The organism is Novipirellula herctigrandis, assembly GCA_007859835.1.
In the GTDB taxonomy this organism is placed as follows: domain Bacteria; phylum Planctomycetota; class Planctomycetia; order Pirellulales; family Pirellulaceae; genus Novipirellula_A; species Novipirellula_A herctigrandis.
On the sequence record SJPJ01000001.1, the window covers coordinates 5,979,375 to 5,998,429 of the forward strand.

General features: G+C 52.6%; 16 protein-coding genes. 9 read left to right on the top strand and 7 right to left on the bottom strand.

What is annotated here, in order from left to right; translation table 11 throughout:
• Nucleotides 1-307 precede the first annotated feature (307 nt).
• From CA13_RS21905 to CA13_RS21930, 6 genes are all read left to right on the top strand, one after another.
• Nucleotides 308-1,321 carry a PstS family phosphate ABC transporter substrate-binding protein gene (locus CA13_RS21905; protein WP_146400267.1) on the top strand — a complete coding sequence of 338 codons (1,014 nt, stop codon included), beginning with the start codon at nt 308-310 and terminating at the stop codon, nt 1,319-1,321.
• Between the two features lie 158 nt (nt 1,322-1,479).
• Nucleotides 1,480-2,448: a phosphate ABC transporter permease subunit PstC gene (gene pstC / locus CA13_RS21910; protein ID WP_146400269.1), complete on the top strand. Its 969-nt coding sequence runs from the start codon at nt 1,480-1,482 to the stop codon at nt 2,446-2,448.
• Nucleotides 2,445-3,731, top strand: a complete 1,287-nt coding sequence (locus tag CA13_RS21915; protein ID WP_146400271.1) for a PstA family ABC transporter permease — start codon at nt 2,445-2,447, stop codon at nt 3,729-3,731. The genes pstC and CA13_RS21915 overlap by 4 nt, the downstream gene beginning before the upstream one ends.
• A gap of 49 nt (nt 3,732-3,780) precedes the next feature.
• Nucleotides 3,781-4,599 (top strand): phosphate ABC transporter ATP-binding protein PstB, encoded by an 819-nt coding sequence (gene pstB, locus CA13_RS21920; RefSeq protein WP_146400274.1) that lies wholly within the window; start codon nt 3,781-3,783, stop codon nt 4,597-4,599.
• Between the two features lie 66 nt (nt 4,600-4,665).
• A complete protein-coding gene (gene phoU, locus CA13_RS21925; RefSeq protein WP_146400276.1) occupies nt 4,666-5,352 on the top strand; it encodes a phosphate signaling complex protein PhoU in 687 nt (228 codons plus the stop codon).
• 290 nt (nt 5,353-5,642) lie between these two features.
• Nucleotides 5,643-6,740: a methyltransferase domain-containing protein gene (locus CA13_RS21930; RefSeq protein WP_146400278.1), complete on the top strand. Its 1,098-nt coding sequence runs from the start codon at nt 5,643-5,645 to the stop codon at nt 6,738-6,740.
• Here CA13_RS21930 and CA13_RS21935 read toward each other — a convergent pair.
• Nucleotides 6,737-7,309 (bottom strand): sigma-70 family RNA polymerase sigma factor, encoded by a 573-nt coding sequence (locus tag CA13_RS21935; protein WP_146403823.1) that lies wholly within the window; start codon nt 7,307-7,309, stop codon nt 6,737-6,739. The genes CA13_RS21930 and CA13_RS21935 overlap by 4 nt on opposite strands.
• A gap of 380 nt (nt 7,310-7,689) precedes the next feature.
• Between CA13_RS21935 and CA13_RS21940 the strand changes: the two genes are divergently transcribed.
• Both CA13_RS21940 and CA13_RS21945 read left to right on the top strand, forming a co-directional pair.
• Entirely contained in the window at nt 7,690-9,936 is a 2,247-nt protein-coding gene (locus tag CA13_RS21940; protein ID WP_146400280.1) for a sensor domain-containing diguanylate cyclase/phosphohydrolase, read from the top strand.
• Between the two features lie 93 nt (nt 9,937-10,029).
• The gene (locus CA13_RS21945) at nt 10,030-10,653 is read left to right on the top strand and encodes a superoxide dismutase (RefSeq protein ID WP_146400282.1); all 624 of its coding nucleotides are present in this window, start codon (nt 10,030-10,032) and stop codon (nt 10,651-10,653) included.
• Between the two features lie 184 nt (nt 10,654-10,837).
• On the opposite strand, the gene CA13_RS21950 is transcribed toward CA13_RS21945, so the two are convergent.
• The 6 genes from CA13_RS21950 to CA13_RS21975 all read right to left on the bottom strand — a co-directional run bounded on the left by CA13_RS21950 (nt 10,838) and on the right by CA13_RS21975 (nt 18,062).
• On the bottom strand, nt 10,838-12,874 hold the full coding sequence (locus CA13_RS21950) for a sulfatase-like hydrolase/transferase (RefSeq protein ID WP_146400284.1): 2,037 nt from the start codon (nt 12,872-12,874) through the stop codon (nt 10,838-10,840).
• 84 nt (nt 12,875-12,958) lie between these two features.
• Nucleotides 12,959-13,528 carry a crossover junction endodeoxyribonuclease RuvC gene (gene ruvC / locus CA13_RS21955; RefSeq protein ID WP_419194676.1) on the bottom strand — a complete coding sequence of 190 codons (570 nt, stop codon included), beginning with the start codon at nt 13,526-13,528 and terminating at the stop codon, nt 12,959-12,961.
• Nucleotides 13,525-15,120, bottom strand: coding sequence for a cysteine--tRNA ligase (cysS, locus tag CA13_RS21960; RefSeq protein ID WP_146400288.1), 1,596 nt, complete (start codon nt 15,118-15,120; stop codon nt 13,525-13,527). Before cysS ends, ruvC begins: the two co-directional genes overlap by 4 nt.
• Nucleotides 15,121-15,232: 112 nt before the next feature.
• A complete protein-coding gene (gene coaD / locus CA13_RS21965; protein WP_146400290.1) occupies nt 15,233-15,733 on the bottom strand; it encodes a pantetheine-phosphate adenylyltransferase in 501 nt (166 codons plus the stop codon).
• Between the two features lie 239 nt (nt 15,734-15,972).
• On the bottom strand, nt 15,973-17,313 hold the full coding sequence (locus CA13_RS21970) for a COG3014 family protein (RefSeq protein WP_419194677.1): 1,341 nt from the start codon (nt 17,311-17,313) through the stop codon (nt 15,973-15,975).
• 5 nt (nt 17,314-17,318) lie between these two features.
• On the bottom strand, nt 17,319-18,062 hold the full coding sequence (locus tag CA13_RS21975) for a penicillin-binding protein activator LpoB (RefSeq protein WP_146400293.1): 744 nt from the start codon (nt 18,060-18,062) through the stop codon (nt 17,319-17,321).
• 418 nt (nt 18,063-18,480) lie between these two features.
• Here CA13_RS21975 and CA13_RS35475 point away from each other — a divergent pair, with 418 nt between their 5' ends.
• The gene (locus CA13_RS35475) at nt 18,481-19,041 is read left to right on the top strand and encodes a hypothetical protein (protein ID WP_419194678.1); all 561 of its coding nucleotides are present in this window, start codon (nt 18,481-18,483) and stop codon (nt 19,039-19,041) included.
• The last annotated feature ends 14 nt before the right edge of the window (nt 19,042-19,055 follow it).

Below are 19,055 nucleotides of genomic sequence, written 5' to 3' on the forward strand. Positions count from 1 at the left end.
CCAAACGGAATTGTGGGCGGTACGGAAGTAGGGGACTGACTTTTCAGCCCGACGAACGCACTCCAAAGTAGGGGGCGGAAGCCCAGAGAAAAGGGTGCAATGCGTCGAAGTTAAGTTGCTAAACGCACACGACTTCCCATCATGATTTCCCCTGTCGCTACGGCCGGCTGCGTTTCTTAACGCAATCTTAATTGTTTCATCATGGAAGTCGGCCTCGTTTATCGACGCTAACGGTGTTAGCCTGCTGAAGTTGTTTCAAGATTAACTTCCTCAAGCTTTAGAACAATCGAAGCGAGCAGAAAAACAGATGAAACTCAGATCCCTGGCATCCGTCGCACCCGCCTTATTGGCAAGTTTTCTTTTGACCAATTCGTTGTCCGCTCAAAATACGAGCCTCCTAGGCAAAGTCGAAATTGACGGCAGTAGCACGGTTTATCCGATCAGTGAGGCTGCAGCGAGTGGCTTTACGAAGGACTTCCCCAACGTCAAGGTCAACGTAGGAGTTTCTGGTACCGGCGGTGGTTTCAAGCGGTTCACTATCGGTCAAACGGATATTTCCGACGCTTCACGCCCGATCAAGGCTAAAGAGTTTAGTGCTGCGAAAGATTCGGGAATCCGGTTCTATGAATTGCCCGTCGCCTATGATGGATTAACGTTGGTTGTCCACAAGAGTAACGATTGGGTCGATCACCTGACGGTGGACGAGATCAAGAAAATTTTCACGACGGAAGGTGCAGCAAAAACTTGGGCCGAAGTGCGTCAAGGATGGCCGAAGAATCCCATTAAAATTTTTGCCCCCGGGACCGATTCGGGAACGTTTGACTACTTCAAAGAGGTCGTTGCTGGTGAAGGTTCGCTCCGCTGGGACATGAGTACCAGCGAAGACGACAACGTCCTGGTAACTGGCGTTTCGGGATCTCCAAACGCAATTGGTTTCTTTGGTGTCGCTTACTATGAAGAAAACAAGGACAAGCTCAAGTCGGTCGCGATCGTTAACCCCGAATTGAACGAGCCTGTTTCACCAACGGCCCAGACGATTGAAAATGGAACCTATGCACCGTTCAGTCGGCCGCTATTCATCTATGTCAACGCTCAGTCATTTCGACGTCCCGAAGTCAAGCGATTCGTTGCATACTACTTGCTGAAGGCTCCTGAACTAGCAAGCAAAACGGGATATGTCGCGCTTCCCAAAACGGTTTACGCTCAAGCGATGAATCATTGCCGTGGCGGAAAAGTGGGGACACACTATTTGACCGATGAAATGGAAAAACGATCCGGTCCGGTCACCGAACTCTACACCCCTGCGACGCTGGTCGACTGATCGATTGGTAGCAGATAAGGTGTGGGGAACTCATTCGGGGTTCCCCTGCCCTGCTCTGCCCTGCCCTGCTCAGCTCAGCTCAGCTCAGCTCAGCTCAGCTCAGCTCAGCTCCATTTTCCAACAGTTGTTCCGATTCACTACCGTTCCCGATCTAGCTAATGTCAACCGTGATCGATCCTAGTCCTCCTGCAGAGGCTCGAATTCGAAGCTTCTTCTCTCGCGAGCGAAGGAGTTTGGCGACGATACGGCTGAGGGAAAAAGCGATCTTTTTCTCGTTGATTTGCTGTGGCGTTTTTTCGGTCTTGATTACCGTCGCGATTGTCGGCGTGCTCTTGACCGAAACGATTGTGTTCTTTGGCTTCGAAGAAGTCAGCTTGAAAAATTTTCTTGGTTCCAGCGAATGGACACCGCTCCTTGGCGCAACCAAGAGTTTCGGTATTTGGGGCCTGATCAGTGGGACCCTGCTGATCACGGCAATCGCAATGTGCTTTGCCCTACCGCTTGGTCTGATCACGGCGATCTATCTCAGTGAATACGCACCGGTCCGCGTTCGCTCGGTTCTCAAACCAGTGTTGGAAGTCTTGGCAGGCATTCCCACGGTTGTTTATGGATTCTTTGCTCTAACGACGATCACGCCGATTTTGCAATGGTTGCACGAGGGATTCAATGTTTACAACGCGATGAGTGCGGGAATTGCAGTAGGTGTTTTGTGTTTTCCAACGGTCTGTTCGCTTGCCGAAGATGCACTGCAAGCGGTGCCGACGTCACTGCGTGATGCGGCATATGGATTGGGCGGGACCCGGTTTGATGCGTCGGTGAAAGTGATTGTCCCTGCGGCGCTGAGCGGTATCATCAGTGCCTTTTTACTTGCGATTGCTCGGGCGATTGGCGAGACGATGATCGTCGCGTTAGCAGCCGGCAGTCGACCTCAGATGACACTCGATCCGCGCGATGAAATTCAAACGATGACCGGGTTTATGGTTCAAATGGCCGGAGGTGATGTGTCCAACTTTGGTACCGAATATTACTCAATGTATGCGGTTGCCTTCACCCTTTTCGTTATGACGCTCTCGCTAACGATGATCGGCAATATGATCCGTAAGCGTTTTCGGGAGACATACGAATGAGTAAAGAAAAGACAGAAGCCGATGATATTGGGGACAGTGGAATCGCACAACGATTGGCGAAAGTAGAGCCAGTCGACAATCGCAGACGCTTGCGGCATGACAACGCATTTCGAATTCTATGCGTGGGAATCGCAACGGTTTCGGTGTTGGTCCTGATTGCACTGTTAACCTCGATTATCGTTCAAGGGATTCCCTCTCTTTCGTGGGTATTGTTAAGCGGCACGCCCGAACCTGAACCGACGGAGGCGGGCATGTTCCCTGCATTGATGGGGACGATTTGGATTTGTTCGCTGTGTGCATTGATCACCTTGCCGGTGGGAGTCGCAACGGCCGTATTGCTCGAGGAGTTCAAGCCGCGAACGAAGGTAGCCGCTTGGTTTTATAGTGTGATTCAATTGAATATTAGCAATCTTGCTGGCGTGCCGAGCGTTGTTTACGGAATCCTAGGATTGACCGCTTTCGTTTCGATGTTTTCGCTCTTCGGCAATGCCAAGCAACCTGGTGCCGCCGTTTGGGAAGTGGGGGCGACTTACTATGATCAATTCAGCAATGTGGGAAGCGATCCTTTCCTAACGATGGGCCAAGAAGTTGATGAACGCTATTTCTTGGTGCCGGTAGAAAAACGTAGCGACGATCCGACGGTACCGACCGAGGGGATGGTTGCGTTTGAGAACCGTGGAGACGGATTGGTACCGGCTGAGGTACACGTGGTGGATGCGATGGCCGAAATGCCGACCGATCCCGAGGCTTTGGCGACGAGTATCGATTCATTGGCTGTGCCTGGCCGGATCAGCGAAAAAGCTTGGTATTATTTTCAATTGCCGTTTGGCCGCGGCGTCTTGGCCGGCGCGTTGACGCTGATGTTGGTCATTTTGCCAGTAATCATCATTAGTACACAAGAAGCACTGAGGGCGGTCCCATCGTCGCTGCGAGATGGGGCGCTTGGGATTGGCGCGACACCGTGGCAGGTGGTTTGGAATGTGACGCTTCCGTCTGCGATTCCTGGAATCATGACCGGATCGATCTTAGCGATGAGCCGAGCCGTCGGGGAAACCGCACCCATTTTGATCATTGCTGGGATTGTTTATATCCGAAATGCCCCTCAGCATTTGATGGACAGCTATACGGTGATGCCGCTTCAGATTTATAACTGGACGAGCCGACCCCAAGATGAATTTCACTCGCTCGCCGCCGGTGGGATTATCATTTTGCTGGGGATTCTGCTGTCGTTCAACGCGATTGCGGTCATGATCCGACATCGAATGCAGAAACCTTTAAGTTAGAAGCAATATGACTCGCATGTTGTCACCAAACACAGAATCGATCGGTTTGATGAACGAAGTATCTGAAGCCAAGCCAAAAGCCGAATCACCACAAACCAACCCGTCTGGACCGCTGGAAACAGCCATCCACACCGAAAATTTGTGTGCGTGGTATGGTGATTTTCAAGCATTGCATTCGATTTCAATCGATATCCCTAAAAACCATGTCACGGCATTTATTGGGCCAAGTGGCTGTGGAAAAAGTACATTGTTGCGGTGGTTCAACCGGATGAATGATACGGTCATCTCCGCGAAAGCGACGGGAACCGTTCGGCTGAACGACTTGGATCTTCTCAGCAAAGACACTGATACGGTTGACTTACGACGCCGTGTCGGAATCGTTTTTCAAAAGGCAAACCCGTTTCCCAAGAGCATCTACGATAACGTCGCGTTCGGTCCACGTTTGCACATGAAGCTACGCCGAAGCGAGTTGGACGACTTGGTGGAATGGTCGCTTCGCAAGGCTGCGGTTTGGGATGAAGTCAAAGATCGATTGAATGGCTCGGCGCTTGGATTGTCCGGAGGTCAACAGCAGCGACTTTGCATCGCCCGCGCGATCGCAGTCGGCCCCGAAGTATTGTTGATGGACGAACCATGTAGCGCGCTTGATCCGGCCAGTACGCTGGCGATTGAGAATTTGATTTTTGAATTGCGAAAACAGTACACGATCATCATTGTCACACATAACATGCAGCAAGCATCGCGATCGAGTGACAAGACGGCGTTTTTCTTCGATGGACGATTGATCGAATTCGAAGACACGGAACGAGTCTTCACGATGCCCAAGAACAAGCAAACCGAAGACTACGTGCGCGGCAAATTCGGTTAGTCAACAAACTGCTTTCCACCGTTGCAATTCACTCTCTCGAACACTTTTATTTTCCGCTTTTACTTTATGTCCAAGCATCTTCAACGTGGCCTCGACGCACTTCGTCAATCACTGGTCGAGCAGTTCGGCAGAGTCGAGCAGATGATTCAATTGGCAGTTCGCTCACTCGTGGAACGTCGAACCGACTTAGCGGATCGCGTGATTGCATCGGACGAGGGGATTGATCAAGCCGAAATTCAGATCGAAGAAGAGTGTTTGAAACTGCTCGCACTCTATCAGCCGGTAGCGAGTGACTTACGGCGTGTGATCACGGTGATCAAGGTTAACAGCGACTTGGAACGCATGGCCGATTTGGCCTGCAACATTGCCGAGCGTGCTCGGGCTCTCGATTTGCATCCGCTGTTTCGGGCTCCCGAAGAGTTGATCGAAATGGTCACCGTCGCGAACGACATGGTCCGTAACGCACTCGATTCTTTTGTCGAAGACGATCCAGCAAAGGCAGTCGAAGTCATTCGAACGGACGCGATGGTCGATGCGCTCAATAAAATTATCATCGATCAATTGCACGAAATGATGACTAGCAATTCCGAAATGATTGAGCCTGCGGTTCATTGTTTTAGTGCATCACGGCATATCGAGCGAATCGCCGATTTGGCCGAGAGTATCTCTGAAGATGTCATCTACTTAGTCGAAGGCGAGATCATTCGCCACAAGCACGGCGTCTTTTTTGAAACGCATGAAGGAAGTCAGTAAAGCACGCTGAAACATCAGACGAGTTCCACTCTGTTTTGAACGTCAGACGCCGCATTGCACATTCGCAAATGCCCACCAACGGCTCGTTTGGTAGGCGTCTTTCTAGATGAGTCAAGAAGTGTGTTTTGCGACGCTTTGTCAAGGCTTCTGCGGCGAGATTCAAGAGGTGTTTTCGGGTGCATTCCATCCCGGGGGGCGTTAATTCGTGTTTTAGCGTAAGATGCACGAAGCGAGGAATCTCACCGTAAGATTCCAACATCATTTCTGCCAAAAGTCCGTTTTAACCTAAGATGACACTCAATACAGATACCGAATCGGTCGTTGCCACCCGCTACTCGGCTGCGGCGGAGGCGGTCGAACCATCTCTATGTTGCCCAATTGACTATGATGCTCGTTTTTTAGAGGCGATTCCACAAGAGGTGATTGATCGGGACTATGGCTGCGGTGATCCATCGAAGTATGTTTGCCAAGGGGAAACGGTCTTGGATCTTGGCAGCGGTGGCGGGAAAATTTGTTTTATCGCATCGCAAGTCGTGGGGCCATTGGGTCGAGTGATTGGTGTCGACATGAACGACAAGATGCTCGCGCTCGCCCGTAACAGTCAACCCATCGTGGCAGAAAAGATCGGACACGACAACGTTCAATTTTTCAAAGGTCGAATCCAAGATATGGCGATCGACCGAGACATTGTTGATGCGTTCTTAAGGGACAATCCGGTCGCCAATGAGCAATCGTTGCGCGAGTTCGAATCGTTCCTTGCAAAGATGCGTAAAGAAACGCCTATGATTGCCGATCACTCGGTCGACGTGGTGGTCAGTAACTGCGTTTTGAATTTGGTGGATGCGGCCGAGAAGGAGAAATTGTTCCAAGAGATTTTTCGCGTCTTGCGAGTGGGTGGTCGTGCGGTGATTAGCGACATTGTGTCGGATCAACCGGTGCCATCGCACATGCAACAGGATCCCGAATTATGGAGCGGATGTATCTCCGGTGCATTCCGCGATACTGACTTTTTGAAAGCGTTTGAAGAAGTCGGATTCTACGGAGTCGAGATGGTTTTGCTGCAGCAGGAACCGTGGCAAGTGGTCGAAGGAATCGAGTTTCGTTCGGCGACCGTGATTGCCTACAAAACCGACGCTGAGGTGGAAGAGGACCAAGAAGACCAAATGGTTATCTATCGAGGCCCATTCTCAGGCGTTCGCGATGAGTTTGGTCAAGAGTTTTGGCGTGGGGAACCGGCGATGGTAGGCAAAGCAGCCTTCAAGCGAATTGATGAGGGGCCTTACCGGGACCAATTCATTCGCATCGATGCCAATGGCATAAAGCGACTCTCGCGTCCCGGGTCGCTGCCAATTGCTGATTCGTGTTGCTCGTCTGGCGAATGTTGCTAGCTGCTTGACGTCGTGCCGCTCGTGCCACGCATTTTGGCTCTGGCTCGGCTCAAAACCGGGCCGATGCTGTTTTCGGACATGCCGACCACTTGGCTGATTTCTTGGTACGTTTTGCCTTCGAGATGGTACATCCGAACAACGTTGGCTTCTTGAGGATCGAGTCGCAACATCAGTTGCTGCACTTCTTCCGAATTTTCGATCCGTGAGTGATGCCCATTGCCCGAGGGACTGGCCGATTCCACTTGAGCGGTCGGTTGGGGCGTTTTCTGTGACGCCGTGAGTCGTCGAGCGATGACGCGTCTTGAGATCACGGTTAGGTACGTTGCAAGCGAACAGTTGCGTCGGAAGCGGCGGAGTACGCCGAGGTCGTCAGCGATTATTGCTAGAAAGACTTCTGAAACCAAATCATCGCGAGTTGATTCGTCCAAAGTGATGCCGCGAGACTCCGCCGTGTGGTTTGCCACGTGGACAGCCAACCCCAAGAATCGGTCTACGAAATTCTGCCAAGCGCGCGGAGCACGATCCAGGCACCTTTGAAGAAGCTGACGATCAACCTCGGAAAGACTCACAAGTACGACACCGAAACGAAAGGAGGAATCCAAATCAACAAAACTGCCCCCAAAAGCACTGGCCCAAGTGGTTTCGCAGGCTTTTATCAATAGTAGGTACACCAGACCCGAATCGCAAGCATTATCCCTAGAGTCCGTACGAGTCGGTCGAAGAGTTCGCGATTTTTTTGCTACAAAGCTCCCAGTATCAAGGTTAGGCCGAACCGGAATGTCCATGGCTCCCTCTTGTGGGTGGTGGAGGTGTGCAGGAAGAGGTTTCCTTGTGTCCACCACGGAAATTCCACGCTGTTTTTTTGCCAGATGTTTTGGCGACCTAATCGTTTGCGACGTAGTGTTTTCTATAACAAGTAATTCACTGTTCGCATTCTCATGATGCCCGCATGACCGACTCAATCGCTACATCTGCATTCACGAACCCTGTCGCCGCACCGTTTCTGTCTGCTCTTGATGCCGAATCCGCGACCAGCGTCTTGCCCGAGAAACGGAACCAGCTCGAGATGTTGCTCGCTGGATTACAGGACGCCGCTCCCGCTGCGGAAGAGAATCCGGCTGTCAATAAAGTTGATCTGAAATTTGAAAACCGTTTGGCGATGGTCCGGCTTGGGATCGCGACGTCGTTGTTTTATTCGCTTCGGGCCAAACACGTCGCCACTGCCGCTCATAGTTTACGCGTTGCGTTGTCGTGCTCGACTTGGGCACATCGACTCGGCCTGGAAGATGCCCAGCGTGACCGGATCGAGGTCGCTGCGCTATTGCATGATTTGGGAAAAATCGGGATTCCCGATCGGATTCTTCGTAAACCAGGCAAATTGACTGTCGAAGAACAATTGACGATGGATTGCTGCAGTCGTTTGGGGTGCGAGATTCTTCATGGCTGCACGGACGATTCAGAGCTTCTTGACACCGTCCTGCACGCCAACACTTGGTTCGAGAGTCGTCGCTGCGAAGATGGTCCTCAGGGCGATGCATTGCCACTGGGATCGCGGATGCTCTCGATTGCCGATGCTTTCGACGCAATGACAACGGATCATGTTTATCGCAATGCGATGAGTCGCGAACGTGCAATTCAGGAATTGTCGAAGGGGAGCGGAACGCAATTCGATCCCGAATTGGTCATCGACTTCAGTCGCATGGTAGAAGATCGTCCCGAGGTGCTGCAAGGAATTGTCGCGGATCGTTGGCTGAAAAATCTACAGGGTAACTCAGGTGCATCCCTTTGGGCATCGACAAGTAATGATTTTAGCGAAGCAATTAGTCCTTCGCTCCGAAGTGAAGCATTCTTTCTAAACCAATTGGTCGGCAAACTTAAAGACGGCATTGCCTTTACTGACAATGAAGGAACGATCACGCGATGGAACGACGCCATGCAGCGAATCACATCGATCAGTGCCGATGCGATCGGGGGCAAAGTTTGGAGCGATGAGACCATTCGACTTCGCGAACGAGACGCTTCACGTCATGAGAATGCATGTGTCGTATCGGAGTGTCTTCTCAATGGGACATGTATCTCGCGCCCGATGTTACTTGAACGTCCTGGTCAGCGGCCGATTCCCGTGCATGTTCAGGTCTCTCCGGTCACTGGCGATGCGCGAACGTCGTTTGGCGTTGTGGTCGTGATTCGTGACCTTTCGGATCAAGCGTCGCTCGAAGAAAAAGTCGAAACCCTGCATGAGCAAACCACTCGTGATTCATTGACCGGTATCTTTAACCGAGCCTATTTTGATTCGCGGTTGACTGCCGCCGCTGAAAAGACGTCTAGCGGTGGCGCGACGTTTAGTTTGATCATTTGTGATATTGATCACTTCAAACGCGTCAATGATGTTCACGGGCATCCCGCCGGTGACCAAGCTTTGATCCAATTCGCTTCGACGTTGGAAAACCATAGTCGCGATGGCGATGTCGTCGCTCGATACGGTGGCGAAGAATTCCTGCTGATTTGCAAAGATTGTGACAATGCAACGGCCACGAAACGAGCTGAAGTGATTCGCGGCGCACTTGAACGAACGCCACTATCGAGCCTTGGGGGGGCTGCGGTGACAGCGAGTTTCGGCGTGACCGAATATCAAGCAGGCGATTCGGCTGAAACGATTCTGGCTCGCGCCGACCGGGCTTTGCTAAAAGCGAAGGACAATGGACGCAACCGAGTCATCCAACTCGGGGCGGGGAATTGCCCCGTTCAGCATTCCGAACCACGCAAGCGAAGTTGGTTTGGCTTGTTTGAAAGTGGCGATGCGCGGCAAATCAGTGAGTTTGATATTTTGACGCCTGTCCCGGTCGATTTGGCGATTGAAAAACTACGAGGATTTATTGCCGATCATGATGCAAAAGTTATCCGCGTCAACGAAAACCAAGTGTCCCTGAAAGTCAATGCGGTTTGCACGACGGGCGGACGCCGTCGCATCGACCACCATATTACCCTCGACGCGCAATTGACCCTCAGCGAACAGAAAAAGTTTGATCAAGCGGGCACACCGAACCGGAAATGGCAGGGGACAAAGGTCCATGCCGTCGTCCGGCCAATTCGAAATCGCGACCGCCGTAGCCGAGCCCTGAATCCATGTATCACCCAATTAATCGCCAGCCTAAAAAGCTACATAATGGGTGAGATTATTGAGGATTCGATATAGGGACTACCCGACGCTTGACCATGCCGCTATCGTTTTGAATAGAGACAAGTTGCTTTTCTATTCTTGACCCCAAAACGGAGCATACTGACGGACATGGCTTATTCATTGCCTGCACTGCCCTACGCCTACGACGCATTGGCACCCCACATCGATGCACAAACGATGGAAATCCATCACACAAAGCATCACCAAGCCTACATTACCAAAGTCAACGCCGCGATCGCCGGTTCGGCGTTGGAAAGCAAGTCGATCGAGGACTTGGTTTCTGATCTGGCTGCGGTCCCTGCGGATAAACTCGGAGCGGTTCGCAACAATGGTGGCGGACACGCGAACCACGCACTCTTTTGGACCGTGATGGGGCCTGGCAAAGGTGGCAGCCCAACAGGCGATCTTGCTGCGGCCATCGACAAGACCTTCGGCTCGTTCGATGCCATGAAGGAACAATTCGGCAATGCCGGTGCGACTCGTTTTGGAAGTGGTTGGGCTTGGCTCTATGTCGATGGCGGCGAGCTAAAGATCGGTAGCACTGCGAACCAAGACAGCCCGTTGATGGGCAAAGAGATCGCAGGTATCAGCGGCACCCCGATTCTCGGTCTCGATGTTTGGGAGCACGCATATTATCTGAACTACCAAAACCGTCGGCCCGATTACATTTCTGCATTCTGGAATGTGGTCGATTGGGACGCCGTCGCCGACCGCTGCAAAGCAGCCATGTAGTTTGCTAAACAAAGCGTTAGGCCGGTGCCCACCGGCCGCTGTTGGATTTTTGATTGGGGCCGGTGAGAACCGGCCCTTCTTTTTTTGAGGGAACTGGGACTCCATTTACGGCTGACCCGAGACCACCGCAGCTTCCATAAAGAAGACGCAATTGGAAGCGTTGATCGATGGGCTTCACGTGTTGTTACTTCACAGACAGGCCGATGGTATTCTGATTCGCATTTGTGATTTCTTTTGCATCGATTAACGCCGTCAAGCGAAATGGGTGGTCGCCGGCTTCGAGTTGAATCGACTCTTTGTATGTCGCTGTGGTACGTTGGAAATCCGCGTCAATCAAACCGATTTGATGCAATTCAAGAAAGGCCTTGTGTTCGCTGTTTAGCTCGAAATGTACCATTCGTGTTTCGTCAACATGGATGACCCCACTCCAACTTGCAGCGCCTTGGAAGTCGAGCAAACGTGTGGTGTCGATTTCGTCCACAACCATAGTGCGTTCGGGTTTCAATCCATCGACACTAGGGACATACGGATAATCCCCACGATATAACGCCAACTGCATTGGAGGGGATTTGCCATCCGAAGCAGGCTCCATCGCAGGCACGGGGGTGTCATCGTAGGGACGCGTGGCACTCGGATTTGGCCGCCGCAATTGCAGCACACGCTGTTGCATTCTCGTTTGCAGTGCGATGAACTTTGGACTTGTACCAGCGAGGTTGACTCGTTCACTGGGGTCCGAAGCCACATCGTAGATTTCAAACGGATCGGTTGCGTTTTTGATTACATATCGGACTCCTTTGAAGCCGTCCAAAAAGACAACTTGCATTTGTTTTCTTGGATGGCCACGTCGGTTGACGGCGAAGGAATCATATTTTGGCGTTGGCGAGCCATTGAAGTATTCGATGTAGATTTGACTTGGCAACGCATCGGGCTGGTTTGAGGAAATCCACCGTGGAATCAAGGAGACTCCGTCTGTGCGTGCTGGTGCTGCGATTCCGGCTACGTCTGCAAATGTCGGCATCCAATCGTGGGACTGCGATGGACGCCGATCGACCGACGGTTCGATCCGCCCAGGCCAGCAGGCGAGTGTCGGAACGCGTATGCCGCCTTCCCAGCAATCGCGTTTGATTCCATCGAACGGACCATAGGACGCAAAGGATGTCGGTTTGTAGGATTCGTCCTTGATGTAACTTTCGCAATGAGGTCCGTTGTCGGACGTGAACACGATGAGCGTATTGTCAGCGATCCCCAATTCATCCAACGTCGCTCGTAAATCGCCGACGCAATCGTCGATCCGTCGGATCGAAGTGGCAAAACGTTGTTCCACGTCCGTCCAATCAGGGCGATCACAATCGGGGTGGCGATAGCAATCAATGTTGGGCGATGCCGTGTTGATCATGTGGGCTGGTTTTCCGATCCACTGCATTCCACCATCGACACCGTCACCCTCGGGATAGGCCATCGTCGGTAACTGCAGCGCCGCGTGGGGCGTGTCGAACGCCAACATCATAAAGAACGGCTCCGCACTAGGCTTTTTGGCATGATCGATGATCGCTTGCTTAGTAAACGCAGTGAAAAGGTCCGCGGTGTAACAACCCGTCAAATCGCCGGAGACTTCACGATCGTTGTGCCAAACTTGTTTGGGGGCAATATGTGTGGGACTATTTCCCAGGGGCCATGAATCGGCTGGGTAATGTTGATGGCCATCGACGTGACGGACATATCCAAAGTACTCGTCAAATCCTCGTTTGGTCGGATAAGCCGACCAATTGGCCGGTGATTGGTCCTCTTCATCGGCGACTTCTTTTCCGCCATGAAGACCGTACTTTCCTATCAGCCAAGTTTTATAGCCAGCCGAGCGGAGTACGGTTGCCAGGGTATGGTTGTTTTCCAGCGGCCAATCGAATTGGTTGTCGCGGACGACTGCGTTGCCTTGGTGAACGCCCGTGAAAAGAGATGCACGCGAGGGGGCACATACGGGCGCGGCACAGTAATGCTGGGCCAATCGTACGCCACTTTCAGCCATTTCGTCGAGGTGCGGAGTGCGGTGCCGCTTCGGATTCGTACGCGTGTTTTGAAAATTGACGCCTAAGTCACCCCATCCCATATCGTCGACCAAAATCAGCAAAATGTTTGGTTGCGGCTTGGTATTGTCAGCACACGCAGATCCCGGCCAAAAGAATACCGAAGCGATTGTCAGCAGCAATAACGGTAGAGCGAGCATGCGGATCAGTGGGAGGTGGGTCAATCGGATGAGCACGTTTCGTTTCCTTTGCCAGAAAAACTGATGATGGGGTGCGAATGGAAGCTACTCTAATTTGGAAATCTTATTGCCCTTTTTCGATTCCATTAATTGTACTTCGAGAGGTGTTTTGCCGCCCGGATGATGCCCGGCCAGATGATGACCACACAGGGCAATTGCGAGAGCATCAGCGACGTCCGCTGGCTCGGGGACGGTCGCAAGGGAAAGTTGCAGTTTAACGGCTTGCTGCATTTGATGTTTGGGAGCGTGGCCGTTTCCGGTGAGGACCTTTTTCACTCGGGTCGGTTCATAATGCGAAACTGGAATCCCCGCTTGGCCGGCGGCTAAGCAAATGACTCCTCGGGCGTGCCCCATCAAAATGGCGGTTCGGGGCCGCGCGTAATGCGAGAACAATTGCTCTAGCGCCATCCGCTCGGGATAGAACGCTTCGATCACTTCTTTGATTCCGTTGTGAAGTTCCTGCAGTCGATTTTCGATTGAATCTTGTGCGCGGCTGCGGATGATTCCTGCTTCACACAACTTGATAGTTTGTCCGTGGACTTCAATCACGCCGTAGCCGGTCGTGTTTAGTCCAGGGTCAATGCCGAGAATTCGTGATTGGCTCGCATGGCTCACGAACTGCGTTCCCACGAAGTGCCTTCTTTTTTATCTAACAGCGCGATGCCGAGGCCAGTTAGGCGGTCGCGGATCGCGTCGCCGGTTGCGTAATCTTTTCGCTCGCGTGCTTCTTTTCTCAGATCGATCAACAAGTGGACGACACTGTCAAGTATCGCGGCGTCGCCATCATCACCACCGGACTTTGGTGGTGCTTTGATGAAGATCCCGAGCACATTGGTCAATTGGCGGATTACCGTGACAGCTTTGACTAGCGACTCGACTTCGGGGCTGTTTTTGTCGCTCTTGGCATCGAGTTTTGCGTCGTCAATGTAGCGGTTGAGAAGCCGTAGAGAATCAAACAGGGTGCTAATCGCTGCACCGGTGTTGAAGTCATCATCCATCGCCGCCAAGAATTTTTCGCGGATGCCATGGATTTCGACGAGCAGTTTGTCTTTCCCTGGATCGAAGTCACCTTCGCTGCGAGTTTTTGCAGGGGCGAGATCGTAGACTGATTGGCCTGTGATTTCATCGAAACGATCAAAGAATCGATAGAACGTTTCGAGGGACGTGCCCGCTTCTTGCAGCCCTTCTTCGCCATAAACGATGGTCGATCGGTAATGGGTGCGAAGCAGGAAGAATCGAATCCGCTCGCCTGTGTGACGGCGAATCAATTCGGACAATCCGCCTGCGCCTTTGCTGCGGCTGATCTTGCCCGCTGCGTCTTCGTCGGCCGACGTTTCGCGATCGCTTTTTCCACCAACTTTGCCTTTCTCGCCTGCCCGCATCAGTCCGTTGTGCATCCAATACTTGACCATGGGCGCACCGTGGCAGCAGCTGCTTTGAGCACGTTCGTTTTCGTGGTGGGGGAACATCAAATCCAAGCCGCCGCCATGAATGTCAAACGTGTCGCCAAGAATTTCGTGGCTCATCGCGGAACATTCGATGTGCCATCCGGGGCGACCCTGTCCCCATGGGCTTTCCCAAGCAATCTCGCCTGGACGAGCGTTCTTCCAGAGAGCGAAGTCGCCCGATGACTTTTTCTTTGCCGCTGCTTCACCGCCTTCGCCTTGTTGCGCATCGATGCTGCGATTGGATAATTGGCCGTAGTTGGGGTCTTTGGTGACATCGAAAAAGACATCGCCGTCGACTTCGTAGGCGTAACCTTTTTCAACCAAGCTTTCGATGAACCGAATGATTTGGTTCATGTGATCGGTTGCGCGAGGCAAGTGATCAATTTGGTTGACGCCTAACTCTTTCAAGTTGGACAAATAATCGGCCGTCATCTCGCACGCGATTTGACTGATCGGGATGCCTCGTTCGCGGCTCTTGGCAATCAATTTGTCGTCGACATCGGTGATGTTGATAACAAGTGAAACGTCGTAGCCGCAGAACCTTAAATAGCGTTTGACCGTGTCGAAAATGACCGGGCCGACCATGTGGCCAATGTGCGATTCCGCGTAGACCGTCGGGCCACACAAGTAAATGCCGACTTTCGGCGGGTGAAGCGGTTGGAAGACCTCTTTGGTCTTGCTAAGAGTGTTGTAAATACGAATCGGGGCCTTAATGCCAGCATTCGCTGAAACGGAAGAGGTCGCGGAAGCAGTGCTCATCGAGTGGTTTTGAAATCGAGTGGTTATGGAAAAATGGCCGTGTAGGGCGAATTTATGTTCGAGTGTGACGGATTATAGAGAGTGATCGCGTTTAGGTAGAGGGCGTTTTTATTCACCGCCCCTGCATATGCTTTCGCAGCGCGGGGATCACCTGCGGAGGGACAAATTTCGCCAAGTGAGCATCATTGTCGCTCATGGATGCGATTTGCTTCAGTAGTGAACTGCTGACGTGAGTAAACCGTTCGTCGGCCATCAGGAACACGGTTTCGAGTCCCGGGTCGAGTTGATGATTTGCCATCATCATGGTGAATTCGCCAGCCGTGTCGGTCAGCGGGCGGATGCCGCGGACCATAATCTTGGCGTTCATTTGGCGAACGAAATCGACTGCGAGGCCATCGAAGACCTCCACGCGTGTGTTTTGGATCTTTTCGGTGACGGTGCGGACTAATGCGATTCGCTCTTCGGTATCAAATAGCGGACGCTTATCCTTGTTGATCCCAATGCCGATAATCAAGTGGTCGAATAGCCGAGCAGCCCGTTCGATAATGTGTAGATGCCCCAGCGTAATGGGGTCGAACGAGCCAGTGTAGACGGCGATGCGTTGGGTGGACATGGACGGAACCTCGGCGAGACAGGTGAAAAACAACCCGAGTTAACAATCTAGCAGTAAACCGAGGCGATCGGGACTCGTTTTCCGTCTCGCTCTTGATTTTGGATTTGGAGTGGTAGTGAAAGTCGCCGAGACTTTTGGCATTTTCCAGTTCAGGCCGAAACTCTTGACGAGTCTCGCTACCCGAAAATGGAGCTGCAGCGGAAGTAAGAGAGGCTGTCAGCACTTTTCGGCAAATAGCACTAGCGGGCCAAATAGACCGCTTCGTCTGGGGCGATCGCAATAATGTACTGATTGCGTCCATCGACCATGGTGACCCGTTTGGTTCGCCCGCTGCCAATTTCGTGGCCGCTTTGACCAAGTGAACTCAGTCCGATGTCATACTCGCCCACCGGTAGTTCGGCTCGGAGAACTTGGATTTCACGAGGCAACAATCCCCAGCACCGCGTGTCGGCATGTTCGGTACTGCTCCAAGCCGAAGCGGCAGCAAAATGGAACAGCGATCCAGCGGTCCCGGCGAGCCCAAGTTGGTTTCCGGCAGTCGCCACGGCCGCCTCTTTGGCGGTTCGCCGAAGTACCGCGCGGGCGATTGTCCAAGGCATCTCAGCCGCGTTTTGTTTGGCGGCTAATTCCCCGACATGGGTCAACGTCTCGGTCACTCCGATCGCGACGCCATCGGCTCGTACCCCAATTGCGATCACATTCGATGTTGGAGTGTAAACGGCGGGGACTTTCACTGCTGCGATATTCGGCAGCGAGATCGCTTCGCCACTTTGGCCTTCATCGTTGTTGTTTTGATTGTTCAGAATCGCCGACGCGATTTGCATTGCCGAAGTGGTCGTCGGTGCTTCCACCTCATGCAACACGGGCCCCCGACCGACGCAACCGATCACGTACAAAACGCCATTGCCGGGCGAGCTGTGACTTCCGAAACTGGCTCGCTCGATGTCCCGATTCGCCGCAGTAAAACTGGGCTGAACTGCACTGACTAATGTGTACGCTTTGGCGGCATCATCGTAATCGTGGTGAGTTGCTTCTCGCAAAATCCCTCGGATATACGGGGCAAAGGCGATCGGTTGGTAGGAGGCCGAGGCATTCTCGATGCCTTGTTTCTCGGCATCCGCAGCGAGATCATTTTGTTTCATCGCGGCTTGCAGGGCGTAGCTCTCTGCGTCGGATCCATCGGTCGCCAAGGAACATACCGCCAACATCGTGCGGATCATCACTTGTTCGTAACCGGCCGGGCGAAAGACTCGCGCGGTGTCGTCGGTGATGATCGATGTCACTTCCGAAACGGGGGCGACGCTTGGCAACGCATCGAATTGGTCGCGTAGTTTCCGCAACCGTTGTTCAGCCGATCGTGCGTCGCCTTGCGCTAGTTCGACCATTGCTAGGTCCAATTCCGCAGCGTCAGCGAACTTGCGACGTGACTTGGTCAATTCGGCAAACGTTGTGTGTGACGTATCGAGATCGCCAGCGGCGAAGGCATTTCGAGCAGTATCAATTTTGCGCAGCGGTGTCGCACATCCACTAGGGATTAGCAGCATCGCAAGCACGTAAAAGAAAGGAAAAGGCAGCTTCATGCGGATCAACCGTCGGCTTGCCCAAATGCGCCGTAGTTCCACCATTTTCCTGTCCGTGACTTCGAGTAGCCTTTCCGAATTTCCGCAGACTCTTTCAAGAAATCGCCGGTATGTAGATTCACCATTTCGAGGGTCAGCACATAGTCGCGTTGGCTGCTTTTGTTGCGGTCCGTCGTGCCACTTGTGATTGTCGCATAGAGCAAATAGTCGACGGGGGCTCCGGCACGACCGAGCGAGGCGGCGAAGAGTTGGCGATTTTCTGGTAGGAACAGCGAATCGGGACGAAGTCGAGTTTCCAATAGGGCGGCGTCGACCATCCGGCGGCTGATGCAGCGGAAGGTTTCTGCCGAATTGACCCGCGAATCGATTCGCTCGTACAGTTGGTCCTTGAAATCGATCATTTCTTCGGCACTCTTGTTTTCGATTCCGATGAAACAAACGGTCGCTGGACCGGCTGCCAAGGCCGAGCCGATTTGACCATCGGGCGTGTGGCTGGCCAATTGGCCCGGAACCTGCCCTGACATGTCGAATCCGCAAGCTTGGATTGCTGGCGGGCATCGGCCGAGCAGTTTAGCGACCGATTCATCGACCAACGGATTCCATGTTGCCGCCCCTGCTGCATGGCTGCCCACCATGTCGATATCGTCGTTCTTCAAAATGTGAGCATATTGTCGTCCGGCACAGCCAGTTGCGATGGTCACGATTGTGATCATCAGCAGGCTCGTGGAAAAAATAGCTACTTTTGTCATCTCGTATCCGTTTGTTTGGATTGGCACTTTTGGGAGCGGGGCCGGGTATTCTGTCGCAGGCGCTCGCCTTCAACCCTCGAAATTGTGGGAAATCACCATTACTATTGAAAATCCGGTAAGGAATTCCCTGTAGTCGGCTTGTCGGCTGGATAACAGGTATCAAAATGTGGCATGAGTAAGCTAGAGCGGAGTCGAACTCGGCCGAGTTGCCCTGAACTGAACTGAGGTGCCCTGAACTGAACTGAGCCAATCTTGACACTTTCATCGGCCCAGGCTTCACGGCAGCGTTGACAAAACCGGATCGACCGAGAAACTCTTGTGAGCTTCTCTAAACTGCCAATTTTGGCAAACTAGACACCGCAGCTTCCCTAAGCAAGCCTGTATTTTCTTCACGAATCTTTCGAGACGTCCCTTACCTATGTCTATCGTTTCCCTTTCCCCGAACGAATCGGGCCCGAACGAGTCCGACACGATTGAAATCAACGGCCTTCCCATTGGGGACGCGTCATCGAGTGTTTCCAATCCAACTTTGCCCATTGCGATTGTCGTCAGTGGCGACGGTGACACGATTCCGATGTCGGTTCCGAGCCCTGTTTTGAGCAATGCCACCGTTTCGACGCCGATTTTAGTGCTCGACGATGATGACGACTTGGATGACGACGATGACGACGACGATGATGAGGACGACGGCTTCGGGAGCGAAGGTGATGAGGACGGCGATGGGGCCGGTACGGACGAAGGTTTTAACGACGGGCTCGACGAAGACGACGACGTGGACGAGTTCGATGACATCGACGAAGACGACTTCGATGACGATTTTGACGACGATTTCGAGGAAGAACTCCAAGACGACTATGAAATCGAAATCGACGACGAAATCAGTGCCGAATTTGGCCTAAGCAGTGGCGAAAATGACGAAGAAGTCGAAGATTTTGAAGATTTTGACGACTTCGATGACGTGGAAGATATCGTCAACTAAGCAGAAGTCGCCCG

Coding starts and splice junctions, on each gene's coding strand:
- CA13_RS21940 (WP_146400280.1), top strand. CDS start 7,690: ATGACCGACTCAATCGCTACATCTGCATTCACGAACCCTGTCGCCGCA.
- CA13_RS21970 (WP_419194677.1), bottom strand. CDS start 17,313: ATGAAGCTGCCTTTTCCTTTCTTTTACGTGCTTGCGATGCTGCTAATC.
- phoU (WP_146400276.1), top strand. CDS start 4,666: ATGTCCAAGCATCTTCAACGTGGCCTCGACGCACTTCGTCAATCACTG.
- coaD (WP_146400290.1), bottom strand. CDS start 15,733: ATGTCCACCCAACGCATCGCCGTCTACACTGGCTCGTTCGACCCCATT.
- pstB (WP_146400274.1), top strand. CDS start 3,781: ATGAACGAAGTATCTGAAGCCAAGCCAAAAGCCGAATCACCACAAACC.
- CA13_RS35475 (WP_419194678.1), top strand. CDS start 18,481: ATGTCTATCGTTTCCCTTTCCCCGAACGAATCGGGCCCGAACGAGTCC.
- CA13_RS21915 (WP_146400271.1), top strand. CDS start 2,445: ATGAGTAAAGAAAAGACAGAAGCCGATGATATTGGGGACAGTGGAATC.
- CA13_RS21950 (WP_146400284.1), bottom strand. CDS start 12,874: ATGCTCGCTCTACCGTTATTGCTGCTGACAATCGCTTCGGTATTCTTT.
- CA13_RS21975 (WP_146400293.1), bottom strand. CDS start 18,062: ATGACAAAAGTAGCTATTTTTTCCACGAGCCTGCTGATGATCACAATC.
- CA13_RS21905 (WP_146400267.1), top strand. CDS start 308: ATGAAACTCAGATCCCTGGCATCCGTCGCACCCGCCTTATTGGCAAGT.
- CA13_RS21930 (WP_146400278.1), top strand. CDS start 5,643: ATGACACTCAATACAGATACCGAATCGGTCGTTGCCACCCGCTACTCG.
- CA13_RS21945 (WP_146400282.1), top strand. CDS start 10,030: ATGGCTTATTCATTGCCTGCACTGCCCTACGCCTACGACGCATTGGCA.
- cysS (WP_146400288.1), bottom strand. CDS start 15,120: ATGAGCACTGCTTCCGCGACCTCTTCCGTTTCAGCGAATGCTGGCATT.
- pstC (WP_146400269.1), top strand. CDS start 1,480: ATGTCAACCGTGATCGATCCTAGTCCTCCTGCAGAGGCTCGAATTCGA.